General features: G+C 74.6%; 13 protein-coding genes. 7 read left to right on the forward strand and 6 right to left on the reverse strand.

The window, feature by feature from the left end:
• Nucleotides 1-42 precede the first annotated feature (42 nt).
• Nucleotides 43-636 (forward strand): DUF4865 family protein, encoded by a 594-nt coding sequence (locus V2J85_RS10885; RefSeq protein ID WP_330821489.1) that lies wholly within the window; start codon nt 43-45, stop codon nt 634-636.
• Nucleotides 633-1,571, forward strand: a complete 939-nt coding sequence (locus V2J85_RS10890) for a phosphotriesterase family protein (protein ID WP_419836766.1) — start codon at nt 633-635, stop codon at nt 1,569-1,571. The genes V2J85_RS10885 and V2J85_RS10890 overlap by 4 nt, the downstream gene beginning before the upstream one ends.
• Nucleotides 1,572-1,989: 418 nt before the next feature.
• On the opposite strand, the gene V2J85_RS10895 is transcribed toward V2J85_RS10890, so the two are convergent.
• Nucleotides 1,990-3,210 (reverse strand): ROK family protein, encoded by a 1,221-nt coding sequence (locus V2J85_RS10895; protein ID WP_261952674.1) that lies wholly within the window; start codon nt 3,208-3,210, stop codon nt 1,990-1,992.
• Between the two features lie 17 nt (nt 3,211-3,227).
• On the opposite strand from V2J85_RS10895, the gene V2J85_RS10900 reads away from it, so the two are divergent.
• The 3 genes from V2J85_RS10900 (at nt 3,228) to V2J85_RS10910 (ending at nt 5,760) form a co-directional block, all read left to right on the forward strand.
• Complete coding sequence (locus V2J85_RS10900) at nt 3,228-4,490, forward strand: MFS transporter (protein WP_419836767.1); 1,263 nt, start codon at nt 3,228-3,230, stop codon at nt 4,488-4,490.
• A gap of 158 nt (nt 4,491-4,648) precedes the next feature.
• Nucleotides 4,649-5,425, forward strand: a complete 777-nt coding sequence (locus V2J85_RS10905; RefSeq protein WP_330821491.1) for a maleylpyruvate isomerase family mycothiol-dependent enzyme — start codon at nt 4,649-4,651, stop codon at nt 5,423-5,425.
• A 17-nt stretch (nt 5,426-5,442) separates the two neighbouring features.
• Nucleotides 5,443-5,760 carry a DUF6332 family protein gene (locus V2J85_RS10910; protein ID WP_261952672.1) on the forward strand — a complete coding sequence of 106 codons (318 nt, stop codon included), beginning with the start codon at nt 5,443-5,445 and terminating at the stop codon, nt 5,758-5,760.
• On the opposite strand, the gene V2J85_RS10915 is transcribed toward V2J85_RS10910, so the two are convergent.
• The 4 genes from V2J85_RS10915 to V2J85_RS10930 all read right to left on the reverse strand — a co-directional run bounded on the left by V2J85_RS10915 (nt 5,721) and on the right by V2J85_RS10930 (nt 8,911).
• Nucleotides 5,721-6,386, reverse strand: coding sequence for a response regulator transcription factor (locus tag V2J85_RS10915; protein WP_261952671.1), 666 nt, complete (start codon nt 6,384-6,386; stop codon nt 5,721-5,723). The two genes, V2J85_RS10910 and V2J85_RS10915, sit on opposite strands and share 40 nt — an antisense overlap.
• Nucleotides 6,383-7,798, reverse strand: a complete 1,416-nt coding sequence (locus tag V2J85_RS10920) for a sensor histidine kinase (RefSeq protein WP_330821492.1) — start codon at nt 7,796-7,798, stop codon at nt 6,383-6,385. Before V2J85_RS10920 ends, V2J85_RS10915 begins: the two co-directional genes overlap by 4 nt.
• 9 nt (nt 7,799-7,807) lie before the next feature.
• Nucleotides 7,808-7,963 (reverse strand): hypothetical protein, encoded by a 156-nt coding sequence (locus V2J85_RS10925; RefSeq protein ID WP_330821493.1) that lies wholly within the window; start codon nt 7,961-7,963, stop codon nt 7,808-7,810.
• 240 nt (nt 7,964-8,203) lie between these two features.
• Nucleotides 8,204-8,911, reverse strand: a complete 708-nt coding sequence (locus tag V2J85_RS10930; RefSeq protein ID WP_261952668.1) for a TetR/AcrR family transcriptional regulator — start codon at nt 8,909-8,911, stop codon at nt 8,204-8,206.
• Between the two features lie 201 nt (nt 8,912-9,112).
• On the opposite strand from V2J85_RS10930, the gene V2J85_RS10935 reads away from it, so the two are divergent.
• A complete protein-coding gene (locus V2J85_RS10935) occupies nt 9,113-9,553 on the forward strand; it encodes a nitroreductase family deazaflavin-dependent oxidoreductase (protein ID WP_261952667.1) in 441 nt (146 codons plus the stop codon).
• Between the two features lie 342 nt (nt 9,554-9,895).
• Here V2J85_RS10935 and V2J85_RS10940 read toward each other — a convergent pair whose 3' ends face one another.
• On the reverse strand, nt 9,896-11,119 hold the full coding sequence (locus tag V2J85_RS10940; protein ID WP_315975396.1) for a geranylgeranyl reductase family protein: 1,224 nt from the start codon (nt 11,117-11,119) through the stop codon (nt 9,896-9,898).
• A 184-nt stretch (nt 11,120-11,303) separates the two neighbouring features.
• Between V2J85_RS10940 and V2J85_RS10945 the strand changes: the two genes are divergently transcribed.
• Nucleotides 11,304-12,653, forward strand: a complete 1,350-nt coding sequence (locus V2J85_RS10945) for a dipeptidase (protein WP_261952665.1) — start codon at nt 11,304-11,306, stop codon at nt 12,651-12,653.
• Nucleotides 12,654-12,709: the final 56 nt, after the last annotated feature.

The following is a 12,709-nucleotide window of genomic DNA, read 5'->3' on the forward strand; positions in this document are numbered from 1 at the left end:
CCGTCCACCCCTCCCCGCCCGTACAGAGACCCCGGAGACCCGATGCACGCCATGCAATACGCCGTCACCCTGCCCGCGGACTACGACATGGGGATCATCCGGGAGCGGGTGCGGTGCAAGGGCCACCTTCTGGACGGCTACGAGGGGCTCGGCCTCAAGGCGTACGGGATGCGGGAGCGCGGGGTCGACGGCTCGCCGGTCAACCAGTACGCGCCGTTCTACCTCTGGGCGGACCCGGAGGCGATGAACCGCTTCCTGCTGGGCGACGGGTTCCGCGGTGTGGTCCGGGACTTCGGGCGGCCGGTCGTCCAGCACTGGCGGGGGCTGTTCCACCGGCCCGGCCCGGCGGCGGGTGCCGTCCCCCGGGCGTACACACGGCGGGCCGAAACCCTCCCCGAGGGCGCCGACCTGGCCACCGTGGTGGCGGAGGCGGCCGCCGAACAGGAGGAGCTGGCCTCGTCGGACGGGGTGCACAGCGCCGTGGTGGCGCTCGATCCGCGGCACTGGGAGCTGATCCGCTTCACCCTCTGGGTGGACGCCGCGGCGGACGTTCCGCCGTCCGCGGGCGATCGCTTCGAGGTGCTGCACCTGTCCGCCCCGGACATCGCCGGGCTCGGCGCGGGGCGGCAGTGGTGACCGGCCCGGCGATCCGTACGGTCCTGGGCGATCTCTCGCCCGCCGATCTCGGCGTCTGCAACGCACACGACCACCTGTTCCTGCGCAGCCCCCAACTGCCGGGGCAGGAGCTGGCCGACGCCGGTGCCGCGGCCGCGGAACTGGCCGCGTTCCGGGCGGCCGGCGGCGCCGCGGTGGTCCAGTGGACGCCGTACGGCATGGGCCGGGGAGCCGCGGAACTGCCGCGGCTGGCACGGGAGTCGGGGGTCACGGTGGTCGCCGCCACCGGGCTGCATCAGGCGGCGCACTACACACCGGAGATCGTGGCACGCGTCCGTCCGGGGCTGGCCGAGTTGTTCGTCACGGAGCTGACCGAGGGGATCGGCGGCACCGGGACGCGGGCCGGGATGATCAAGGTGGCCGGCGGGTTCCACGGGCTGGACCCGCACGCCCGGTACACCATGGCCGCGGCCGCCGAGGCCCAGCGGGCAACGGGTGCGGCGATCGGGGTCCATCTGGAGCTGGGCACCGGGGCGCTGGACGTACTGGAGCTCCTCTGCGGCCAGTTGGCGGTGCCGCCGGACCGGGTGATCCTCGGGCACCTCAACCGCTCACCCGATCTCGTGGTCCACCGGGCGGCCGCGGAGGCGGGCGCGTATCTGGCCTTCGACGGGCCGTCGCGGGCGCACCACGCGACGGACTGGCGGCTGCCCGAGGCGCTGGCCGCGCTGGCGGAGGCGGGCTTCGGGGACCGGATCCTGCTCGGCGGGGACACCACGACGGCCGCCGCGCGCTCGGTCGACGGCGGCCCCGGCATGCCGCATCTGCTGCGCCGCCACCGGGCCCGGCTCGAACTCGCCCTGGGCGCCGACCTGGTGACCCGCTTCCTGACGGACAACCCGGCGCGGGCGTTCGCGGCGGAGTGGGGGGCGGGGATGGCGGCGGCCTCGGCTTAGCTTTCCGGCGCCGGGCGGCATTTTTCCCGCCGCGTTTCTTCCCGCTTTCCCGCTCTGCGTTTCTTCCCGCTTCCCGCTCCGCGTTTCTTCCCGCTTCCCGCTCCGCGTTTCTTCCCGCTTCCCGCTCCGCGTTTCTTCCCGCTTCCCGCTCCGCGTTTCTTCCCGCTGCGATTTTTTCCCCGCCGCCCACCCCCCTTCGGGGGGTGGGCGGGTGTGGTGGTCCACTTCCGCGCCTCGGGGGGCCGGGGTGTCGTGGTCCCCCTCCGCGCCGCGGCCCCTCCGCGCCGCGGCCCCTCCGGCCGTTGCGCCCCCGGCCGCCGCAGCCCCCGTCCGTTGCGACCCTGCGCGACCGATACGGGGATCGCTACCGATACCGCGATCGCCACCGATACCACGGTCGCCGCCGATACGGCGACCGCTACCGCTCCAGCACCACCAGCGGATCGTCCAGCACCGGCTGCCAGGCCAGTTCCGCCGCGCCCACCAGGCTGTTGTAATCAAGGCTGCACGGCAGGATCGGTACGCCGCCGCTGCGGCCCCACAGGCTGCGGTCGGCGACCACCGCGCGCAGCCGCTCCGGGTCGGCCTCCAGCAGGGAGCGGTGCAGTCCGCCGAGGATGATGCGGTCGGGGTTGAGGATGTTGACGAGCCCGGCGATCCCGAGGCCGAGCCGGTCGACGAGGAGGTCGGCGGCGGCGCGTACGCCCGGGTCGGCGTACTCGTCCCGGATCAGGTCGGCGGCCTGCCGGAGCAGCGAGACCTCGGGGCCCGGTTCGCGGCCGGCCGCGACGAGGAAGGCGAGCGGGTCGGCCTCGACGTCCAGGCAGCCGCGGCTGCCGCAGTGGCACGGCGCGCCCTCGGGGTTGACGGTCAGATGGCCGACCTCCAGGGCCAGCCCCGAACTGCCGCTGTGCAGCCGCCCGTCGAGCACCAGCGCCCCGCCGACGCCCCGGTGGCCGGAGGCCACGCACAGCAGGTCACGGGCGCCCCGGCCGGCGCCGTGCCGGTGCTCGGCGAGCGCCATGAGGTTGACGTCGTTGCCGGTGAAACCGATCGCGTCGGTGACGCCGGGGATGCCGGCATCGGCGAGCGCCTGGAGGAAGAGTGCGCGTACCGGCGCGCCCGAAGGCCACGCGAGGTGCAGCGGGTTGAGGGCCTCGCCGTCCGGTTCCGCGACGGCGGACGGCACCGCCAACCCGGCGCCCAGGCAGCGCCGCCCGGTCTCCCGCAGCAGGTCCGAGCCGGCCGCGACGGCCTCGGCGAGCACCACGGCCGGATCGGCGGGGATGGTGCCGCAGCCGCTCGTCGTCGCCACGATGCGCCCGCCGAGGCCGACCAGGGCGACCCGGAACCCGTCGGCGTGGATCTGTGCGGCGAGCACCACCGGGCCGTTCTCGTTGACGAACAGCCGGTGGGACGGGCGCCCTTGGGAGCCGGCCGAGGCGGTCGGCCGGGAGTCGACGGTGATCAGGCCGAGCGCTTCGAGCTCGGCGGCCACCGCGCCCGCGGTCGCCCGGGTCACGCCGAGTTCCGAGGTCAGCACGGCACGGGTGGGCGCGCGTCCGGTGTGTACGAGCTCCAGTGCGGGTCCGAGGGCGCCACGGCCCCGCTCCAACCTGGTTGTCCGAATCTGGGTCACCCCCCTATTCTGACTTTGTGCCGACGCTAAACAAAATACGGTGGGCCTGGAGGAAGCAACACGGCCCCGCCCCCGTCGATCGTCACCCGACCCCGTCCCCCTCCGATCCGTCCCACACCGCCCTGACCCGACTCCGCCTCGCCCTCACCGCGTTCTTCGCCATGGACGGCTTCCTGTTCGCCGGCTGGGTCGTCCGGATCCCCGCGATCAAGCAGCAGACCGGCGCCGGCGCCGGTGCGCTCGGGCTCGCCCTGCTCGGCGTGTCGGCGGGCGCGGTCGCATTCATGATGCTGACCGGGCGCCTGTGCCGCCGGTTCGGCAGCCATGCCGTGACGACCGCCTCCGGGGCCGCCATGGCGCTGAGCATCGTGCTCCCGCCCCTCACCCACTCGGCGACCGCCCTGGGCCTCGTCCTGCTGGTCTTCGGCGCCGCCTACGGCTCGCTCAACGTCGCCATGAACAGTGCCGCCGTCGACCTGATCGAGGCACTGCGCCGCCCCGTGATGTCGAGCTTCCACGCGGCCTTCAGCCTCGGCGGCATGCTCGGTGCGGGCCTGGGAGGCCTGATCGCGGGCCGCCTCTCCCCCACCGTGCACCTGCTGCTGCTCGCCGTGATCGGCCTGCTGGTGACGGCCGTTGCGGGCCGCGTCCTGCACACCCACCCGGCCCCCGTCGTCCCCGAACGGCTGCCGCCGTCCACGGACCGCCCGCGGAGCGCCGGCCCCTCCCGCGGGCGCCGGCTCGTCGTCGTCTTCGGGCTGATCGCGCTCTGCACCGCCTACGGGGAGGGCGCGATGGCCGACTGGGGTGCGCTGCACCTCTCCCAGGACCTCTCCGCCGGGCCGGGGCTCGCGGCCGCCGGCTACGCGGTGTTCGCGCTGGCGATGACCGCGGGGCGGCTGTCGGGGACCGCGGTGGTGCAGCGGTTCGGGGCCGCCCGGTCGCTGATCGCGGGCGGTACGACGGCGGCCGCCGGCATGCTGCTCGGCGCGCTCGCCCCCACCGCCTGGGCGGCCTGCCTCGGCTTCGCCGTCGCCGGGATCGGGCTCGCCAACATCTTCCCGATCGCCATCGCCCGGGCCGGTGAGGCCGGCGGGTCCGACGGGGTCGCGGTGGCCTCCACGGTCGGCTACGGCGGCATGCTGCTCGGCCCGCCCGCCATCGGATTCCTCGCCGAGACCAGCACGCTGCCGGTCGCCCTCACGACGGTCGCCCTGCTCGCCGCGGTCGCCGCGGGAATCGCGTACGCGACGCGGCGGGCGCACCGCCCGGGCCGCTAGGAGCTCCCCCGGCCCGCGCGGCTCCGGCCGCGCGGGCGCCCCGGTCGGCCGGGTGTGGGGGTGCGGTGCGTGGACCGCACCTCCCACGCACTCCTCGCTGCTCGGGGCGGTGGACCCGCGCCGGTCCGTTGTCAGTGGCGGCTGGCACACTCGTGGGCATGGAGATCACTGAGTTCGTCGAAACGCTGCGTCTGGACGGCGGCCTGCTCGCCGACGCCGCCCAGGAAGCCGGCCCGGACGCGGCCATTCCGGCCTGCCCCGAGTGGCGGATGCGGGACCTGGTCGTCCATGTAGGGCGGGTCCACCGCTGGGCGACGGAGATCGTGACGCAGGGGCTGCAGGAGCCCATACGGCCCGCGGAGGCACCGGAGCTGACCGACGACGAACTCGTGCCCTGGCTCCGCGAGGGTCACCACCAGCTCGTCCTGGCGCTGCACGGCGCCCCGCGCGATCTGGCGGCCTGGACGCTCCTGCCGGCGGACGCCCCGCTGGCGTTCTGGGCCCGCCGGCAGGCGCACGAGACGTCGGTGCACCGCGTCGACGCCCAGCAGGCGGCAGCCGCCTCCCTCACGCCCCTGCCGTCCGCCTTCGCCGCCGACGGAGTCGACGAGCTCCTGACGGGCATTCACTCCCTGGAGCGCAGCAAGCTGCGTACGGACGTCCCGCGGACGGTTCGGGTGCGCGCGACGAACGTGCCCGGCGCCGACTGGACCGTCCACCTCTCCGACGCCCCGCCGCGCGCGATCCGTACGGCCCCGGCCCCGGGTGCCCCGGTGAACGAGCCGCCGGACGACGCCAAGCCCGCCGACTGCACGATCGAGGCCCCCGCCGAAGAGCTGTACCTGGCCCTGTGGAACCGCCTGCCGTGGGACGCCCTCACGGTCACGGGCGAGCAGGCCCTGGCCGAGCTGTGGCGCGAGAAGGGGGGCATCTGAGAGGGGAGGGGGAGGGTATGTCGCCCACCCGTAGCCGCGCCGAGCGTGACGCGATCACCGTCGAGATCATGTTCGCACTGGTCAGCGGCGGGTTCCTGGGTGCCGCCGGATTCCTGGTGCTGGGCAGTGCGGTGCTGTGGGCCGGCTTGCCCGGCGCATGGAAGGGGCCGTGGCTCACGGCTGGTGCCGTGGTCGGCGGTGGGCTGTTCGTCTTCCAGGTGGTACGGGTCTTGCGCCGGCCGTACGTCGCGTCCGGCGGGCGGCCGAGTGCCCGGGACGTCGTGTGGCGGTCCGGTCAGCCCAGCCAGCCGGGCCGTACCAGCCCCGACTCGTAGGCCAGCACGACGAGTTGGGCGCGGTCGCGGGCGCCCAGTTTGACCATGGTGCGGCTGACGTGGGTCTTGGCGGTCAGCGGGCTGACGACCAGGCGTCGCGCGATCTCCTCGTTGGAGAGGCCGATGCCGACCAGCGCCATCACCTCGCGCTCCCGCTCGGTCAGGGCGGACAGGGCGTCCGCGGCGGCCGGTTCCTTGGAGCGGGCCGCGAACTCCGCGATCAGCCGGCGGGTGACTCCGGGCGAGAGCAGCGCGTCACCGGCCACGACCGCCCGCACGGCCCGCAGCAATTCTTCCGGTTCGGTGTCCTTGACCAGAAAGCCGGAGGCGCCCGAGCGGATGGCCTCGAAGACGTACTCGTCCAGCTCGAAGGTGGTCAGCATGACCACCTTGACGTCGGCCAGTTGCCGGTCCTCGGTGATCCGCCGGGTGGCGGCCAGCCCGTCGAGCACCGGCATCCGGATGTCCATCAGGACGACGTCCGGGCGGTGTTCGCGGACCGCGGCCAGCGCCTGCTGCCCGTCGTCAGCCTCGGCGACGACCTCGATTCCGGGCTGGGCGTCCAGCAGCACCTTGAAGCCGGCCCGGACCAGCAACTGATCGTCGGCGAGCAGTACGCGGATCACGACTCCTCCTCGGTGGCGGGGGCCGACTTCTGGTCCGGCGTCGGCTCCGGGGTGGGGCGCGGTTTCGTGGCGGGGGCTGGCTTCTGGTCCGGCGTCGGCTCCGGGTCGGGGGCCGGTCCCGGGGTGGGGGCCGGGGACGCGGTGGGGGCCGGGGACATGGTGGCGGGCGCGCCCTCCGCCGCATCATCGGGCAGCGGGATGCGGGACCGGACGCGGAAGCCGCCGTCCGGGCGGGGGCCGGCCTCGACGGTGCCGCCGAGTGCCGCGGCCCGCTCCCGCATGCCGACCAGCCCGTTGCCGCCGCCGGCCGGCTCACCCGCGGTGGAGGTCGCCGGGCCGTCGTCGTCGACCCGGATCTCCAGTTCCCCGGGCACGTAGCGGAGCCGTAGCCGGGCGGCGCGCGAACCGGAATGCCGGACGATGTTGGTGAGCGCCTCCTGGACGATGCGGAAGGCGGCGAGGTCGGTGCCGGGCGGCAGCGGGCGCGGAGTGCCCTCGGTGGTGACGTCCACGGCGAGGCCGGCGTGCCGGGCCTGCTCGGTGAGTTCGGCCAGCCGGTCCAGCCCGGGGGCCGGGGAGCGCGGCGCGGCACCCCGGGTGCGCAGGGTGTCGAGGACCTGGCGGACCTCGCCGAGCGCTTCCTTGCTCGCCGCCTTGATGGTGGTCAGCGCGGTGCGCGCCTGCTCCGGATCCTGGTCCAGCAGCGCCAGGCCGACCCCCGCCTGGACGTTGATGACGGAGATGCTGTGGGCGAGGACGTCGTGCAGCTCGCGGGCGATCCGCAGCCGCTCCTCGTCGGCCCGGCGGCGTTCCGCGGCGGCCCGCTCGGCCCGGGCCTTGGCGAGCTGCTCGCGGCGTACCCGGACCAGTTCGGAGAGTGCCACGACGGCCACCACCCAAGCGGTGACGAAGAGTTCGTCGCCCCAGGGGGCGGGGCCGTCGTGCGGGGGCGGCAGCCAGCGGTAGAGCCAGTGGGTGACGAGGAGATGGGTGGCCCACACCCCGCCCAGCGCGCACCAGGCGACCGCGCGGTGCCCGGCGACGAGCGCGGCGAAGGCACCGAGGGCGAGCGTGAGGAAGACCGGCCCGTAGGGGTAACCGGCGGCGAGGTAGGCCGCGGTGGCCGCTGCGGTGCCGAGGGCGACGGTGCGTGGGGCGCGATGCCGGAACAGCAGCAGGACCGCGCCGCCGACCAGGAGTGCGCGCCCGAACGCGTCCAGCGGGGCGCGATCCGGCTGCTGGTGCGCGGCGAAGCCGGAACCGACGGTCACGAAAACGGTCACGGCCAACGTCGACAGCCAGGGCAGCCGGGCGACGGGACGGTCGTGCCCGGGGCCGGGCGGGGCCGACAGCCACCGCTCCCACGCCGGGCCGAGGCAGCGCCGCGCCCACGGCGGCCGTGCGTTCTCCATGCCGCAACGCTAGACCGCGGCGGGGCGCGGCGGCGTCAGCCGGACGCAGTGACCGGCCGTACTCCCGCGGGAGTACGACGCAATGGCGAGCGGTGCGATGGCGTGCGGCGCGATGGCGAGCGGCGCGATGGCGACTGACGCCATGGCGAGCGGCGCGACGGCCAACAGCGCGACGGAACGGCCGACGCTCCGGCGACACGACCGCGGCGGGGGGACGGGCGACGCCGGCGGCACCGTCGCAGCGACGGAAGGGCCCATGCCGCGGCACGACCGCAGCGGTACGACGGCCCCGGGACGGGCGCAGCCGCACGACGGACCGCCGTACGACGGGTCGCCGTACGACGGGTCGCCGCGGTGTGGTGAGCGGGCATCGGCGGGCCGGGGTCAGACGGGGGTGCGGCCGGCTCAGCGCGGGGTGGTCAGGCCGACGCTGCGGGCCAGTTGGAGGGCGGCCTGCTCGAAGAATTCCGTACGGGCCTCGATGACGTTCCGGAACTGGCCGAACAGTTCGAAGCTCAGCAGCCCGAAGAGCTGGGCCCAGGCCCCGACCAGCCGGGCCAGTACCGTGCCGGGCAGCTCGATCCCGAGCTCGGCACCGAGCGCCAGGGCATCGGCCACCACCGGGTCGGGCAGCGGTTCGGCGGGCTCCTTCAGAGCACCGGCGGCATGGGCGTCGCGGACCACGCCGATCAGCGCAAGGCCGACGCGGGCGGCGGGCTCCGTGGTGGTGCGCGGGGCGCGGTAGCCGGGTACGGGTGAGCCGTAGATCAGCGCGTACTCGTGCGGATGGGCCAGCGCCCACGCGCGGACGCCCGTACAGATCGCGGTCCAGCGGTCCACGGGGCTCGCGGTCGCGGCACCGCAGCGGTCCCGGGCGCGCTCCGCGGCCTCACCGATCGCGTTGTAGGCATCGACGATCAGCGCCGTGAGCAGGTCGTCGCGGCTGGGGAAGTAGCGGTAGAGGGCGGAAGAGGCCATGCCCAGTTCGCGGGCGACGGCGCGGAGGGACAGCTTCGCGGCACCCTCGGCGGCGAGCTGAGCGCGCGCCTCCGCCTTGATGGCCTCGGTGATTTCGCTACGGGCCCGTTCCCTGGCTCCTCGGATCGCAGTCATGTGAGCAGTGTGCCACCTTCAGATCACCGCACACCAACGAGAGCAGTGCTCTTGCTTCGGTGCACCGATTACGTGCACACTGCTCACGAGCGAAGCGAGAGCACTGCTCTCGAATCAGATCAGCGTTTCCTGGCGGTTCCCACGCCGCCCACCATGCGCCCACGCACGACCAGAGTCCCCCGAGCCCGAGGAGCCCGTCCCATGTCCCGCTTCCTCAAGCCCAGCCGCCTCGCCGCCCGTCTCAACGGGGCCGTCGGCTGGCTCGCGCGCCGCGGCATCAGCCTCGCCGGCTCGGCGGACCTGTCGGTCCGGGGCCGGAAGAGCGGCGAATGGCGCCGAGTCCCGGTCAACCCCATGACGTACGGGAACGGCCGCTATCTCGTCTCGGCCCGCGGCAACTCCGCATGGGTGCGCAACCTCCGCGCGGCCGGCGGCGGCGAACTGCGGCTCGGACGGCGGGTCCGACCGTTCACCGCGGTCGAGTTGCCGCCCGCCGAGACCCCGGAGCTGCTGCGCGCCTACCTGGAACGCTGGGGCTGGGAGGTGAAGGCGTACTTCGGCGAGGTCACCGCCACCTCCACCGACGACGAACTCCGCGCCGCGGCGCTCCGCCACCCCGTCTTCCACATCACCGAAGCCTGAGCCTGAAGCGGACCCCGGGCTCCCCCGGACGTCCCACCCGCGACGCGCCCCTGGACATCCCGCCCGCGACGCACCCCTGAGCATCCCACCCTGAACGCACCCCTGGGCATCCCGCCCGCGACGCGCCCCTGGACATCCCACACTGGACGCACCCTTGGGCATCCCGCCCATGACGCACTCCCGGGCACCCCACCCAGCCCCCGGAACGTTCCCGCGGGGATCCCACCCGGCCCCCGGAACGCCCCCCGCGAATCCCCCAGCCCCCCCGGGACCCCCCGGGACGCCCCCGGCGATCCCACCCAAGCCCGGCACACCGCCCAGGACGGACTCATCCGGCCCGCCTCACGCCCGGTCCAGCGCCTCCAGCGCGCGGCGGGCCACGCCGTTCGTGCGGACGATCTCGGCGAGGGTGGTCGTCCCACGGGTGATCTTCGCGAAGGCGTGCCAGGCCGGGCGGAAGCCGGTGACCGCGGCGTGCATCAGGCCGGGGCGGCGGGAGAAGACCTGGAGCATGCGCCGGCCCACGCCCATCTCCACCCCGAGGCCCGCCTTGATCGCGAAGGCGTAATTGAGCGCCTGGCGACGGGCGTCGACCGCGTCGTGCGCCTCCGCGACCCGGACCGCCCACTCCCCCGCGAGCCGTCCGGACCGCAGGGCGAACGAGATGCCCTCCCGGGTCCACGGCTCCAGCAGGCCGGCCGCGTCGCCGCACACCAGCACCCGGCCGCGGGAGAGCGGCGAGTCATCGGCGCGGCAGCGGGTCAGATGGCCCGAGGAGATGCTCGGCTCGAAGCCCGCCAGGCCCAGCCGGCCGATGAAGTCCTCCAGGTACCGCTTGGTCGCCGCGCCCTCGCCGCGCGCCGAGATGACGCCGACGGTGAGCGTGTCCCCCTTGGGGAAGACCCAGCCGTAGCTGCCGGGGAGCGGACCCCAGTCGAGGAGCACCCGGCCCGCCCAGTCCTCGGCGACCGGCTCGGGCACCGGAATCTCCGCCTCCAGCCCGAGGTCGACCTGGTCGAGCTTGACCCCGACGTGCGCTCCTATCCGCCCGGCGCTGCCGTCCGCGCCCACGACGGCGCGCGCCAGCACCACCTCGCCGTCGCCCAGGACCACCGCGACCGTACGGCGGTCCGGGACCTCGGCGCCGTGCTGCTCGACCCGGGACACCGTGACGCCCGTACGGACCTCGGCGCCGGCGTCCTTGGCCGACTCGACCAGCCGGGCGTCGAATTCGGGGCGGTTGATCAGCCCGAAGAGCATGTGCTTGGAGCGTCGGGTGCGGCTCAGCCGGCCGTTCAGCGAGAACGTCACGGCGTGCACGCGATCGCGCAGCGGCAGGTCAAAACCGGGCGGGAGGGAGTCGCGCGAGGGGCCGATGATGCCGCCACCGCAGGTTTTGTAGCGCGGCAGATCGGCCTTCTCCAGGAGGAGCACCCGGCGCCCCGTACACGCCGCGGCGTGTGCGGCCGAGGCGCCCGCCGGCCCCGCGCCCACCACCACGACGTCCCACACCTGCTGGTTGCCCTCGGCTGCCCGCTCGCTGCTCACCTGTGCTTCTGCTCCCATTCGATGCCTGGCTGCGTTCCGCCCTCGCATCCTACGGGCCGCTGTTGCGCACGGGGCCTGTGGGAAGATCGGTGGAATGCACACCCGCAGGGCCCCTACGGGACACCGGGCCCTGCGTCCGGCCCGGCCGGCTCACGAGGCCGGGCGGCCGGTCCCCACACGCCGCGCCCACAAGGAGCGTTCCATGTCCGACAGCCCGCTCGCGCAGACCGTCGCCGCACTGCAGCCCCGCGCCAGGACCGAACTGGCCGAGCTGGTGGCCTTCAAGTCGGTCGCCGATCCGGCCCAGTTCCCCCCGAGCGAGTGCGAGGCGGCCGCCGAGTGGATCGCCGCGGCGCTGCGGGCGGACGGTTTCCAGGACGTGGCGCTGCTCGACACCCCGGACGGCACCCGGTCCGTCTACGGCTACCTGCCCGGCCCCGAGGGCGCGAAGACCGTCCTGCTCTACGCCCACTACGACGTGCAGCCGCCGCTGGACGAGGCCGCCTGGATCTCCCCGCCGTTCGAGCTGACCGAACGGGACGGCCGCTGGTACGGCCGCGGCGCCGCGGACTGCAAGGGCGGCCTGATCATGCATCTGACGGCGCTGCGCGCGCTGAAGGAGCACGGCGGGGTCCCGGTCAACGTCAAGGTGATCGTGGAGGGTTCCGAGGAGCAGGGCACCGGCGGGCTGGAGCGGTACGCCGAGGCGCACCCGGAGCTGCTGGCCGCGGACGCCATCGTCATCGGCGATGCCGGGAACTTCCGGGTCGGCCTGCCGACGGTGACCGCGACGCTGCGCGGGATGACCCTGGTGCAGGTCCAGGTCGACACCCTGGAGGGCAATCTGCACTCCGGCCAGTTCGGCGGCGTGGCCCCGGACGCGCTGGCGGCGCTGATCCGGATCCTGGACTCGCTGCGCGCCGAGGACGGCTCGACGACGGTGAACGGGCTGACCGGGGACGCGACCTGGGAGGGCCTGCAGTATCCGGAGGAGGAGTTCCGCCGGGACGCCAAGGTCCTGGACGGCGTCGAGCTGATCGGCAACGGGTCGGTCGCGGACCGGCTCTGGGCCCGCCCGGCCGTCACGGTGCTGGGCATCGACTGCCCGCCGGTGGTCGGCGCCACCCCGTCCGTCCATGCCGGGGCACGGGCCCTGGTGAGCCTGCGGGTCCCGCCGGGCACGGACGCGGCGGCGGCCACGAAGCTGCTGGCGGCGCATCTGGAGAACGCCGCGCCGTGGGGCGCGCGGGTGGCGGTGGAGCAGGTCGGCCAGGGCCAGCCGTTCCGCGCGGACACCAGCAGCCCGGCGTACGCCTCGATGGCGGCGGCGCTGCGGGAGGCCTACGACGGCACGGAGATGCAGACGTCGGGCATGGGTGGCTCCATCCCGCTGTGCAACACCCTCGCCGGGCTCTACCCCGACGCGGAGATCCTCCTCATCGGACTGAGCGAGCCGGAGGCGCAGATCCACGCGGTGAACGAAAGCGTGTCGCCGGAGGAACTGCAGCGCCTCACCCTGGCTGAGGCGCTGTTCCTCCAGCGGTACGTGTAGCTGCGCTTGGCTTTTGCCTCCCACGTACCTGGCCGTCCCGCCGCGGTTGTTGCTCG

The organism is Streptomyces bugieae (assembly GCF_036352915.1).
In the GTDB taxonomy this organism is placed as follows: domain Bacteria; phylum Actinomycetota; class Actinomycetes; order Streptomycetales; family Streptomycetaceae; genus Streptomyces; species Streptomyces endophytica.

What these genes read in the sequence shown, in the direction of transcription:
- V2J85_RS10885 (WP_330821489.1), top strand. Translation starts at nt 43, where the DNA reads ATGCACGCCATGCAATACGCCGTCACCCTGCCCGCGGACTACGACATG.
- V2J85_RS10905 (WP_330821491.1), top strand. Translation starts at nt 4,649, where the DNA reads ATGGAGATCACTGAGTTCGTCGAAACGCTGCGTCTGGACGGCGGCCTG.
- V2J85_RS10910 (WP_261952672.1), top strand. Translation starts at nt 5,443, where the DNA reads ATGTCGCCCACCCGTAGCCGCGCCGAGCGTGACGCGATCACCGTCGAG.
- V2J85_RS10920 (WP_330821492.1), bottom strand. Translation starts at nt 7,798, where the DNA reads ATGGAGAACGCACGGCCGCCGTGGGCGCGGCGCTGCCTCGGCCCGGCG.
- V2J85_RS10930 (WP_261952668.1), bottom strand. Translation starts at nt 8,911, where the DNA reads ATGACTGCGATCCGAGGAGCCAGGGAACGGGCCCGTAGCGAAATCACC.
- V2J85_RS10935 (WP_261952667.1), top strand. Translation starts at nt 9,113, where the DNA reads ATGTCCCGCTTCCTCAAGCCCAGCCGCCTCGCCGCCCGTCTCAACGGG.
- V2J85_RS10940 (WP_315975396.1), bottom strand. Translation starts at nt 11,119, where the DNA reads ATGGGAGCAGAAGCACAGGTGAGCAGCGAGCGGGCAGCCGAGGGCAAC.
- V2J85_RS10945 (WP_261952665.1), top strand. Translation starts at nt 11,304, where the DNA reads ATGTCCGACAGCCCGCTCGCGCAGACCGTCGCCGCACTGCAGCCCCGC.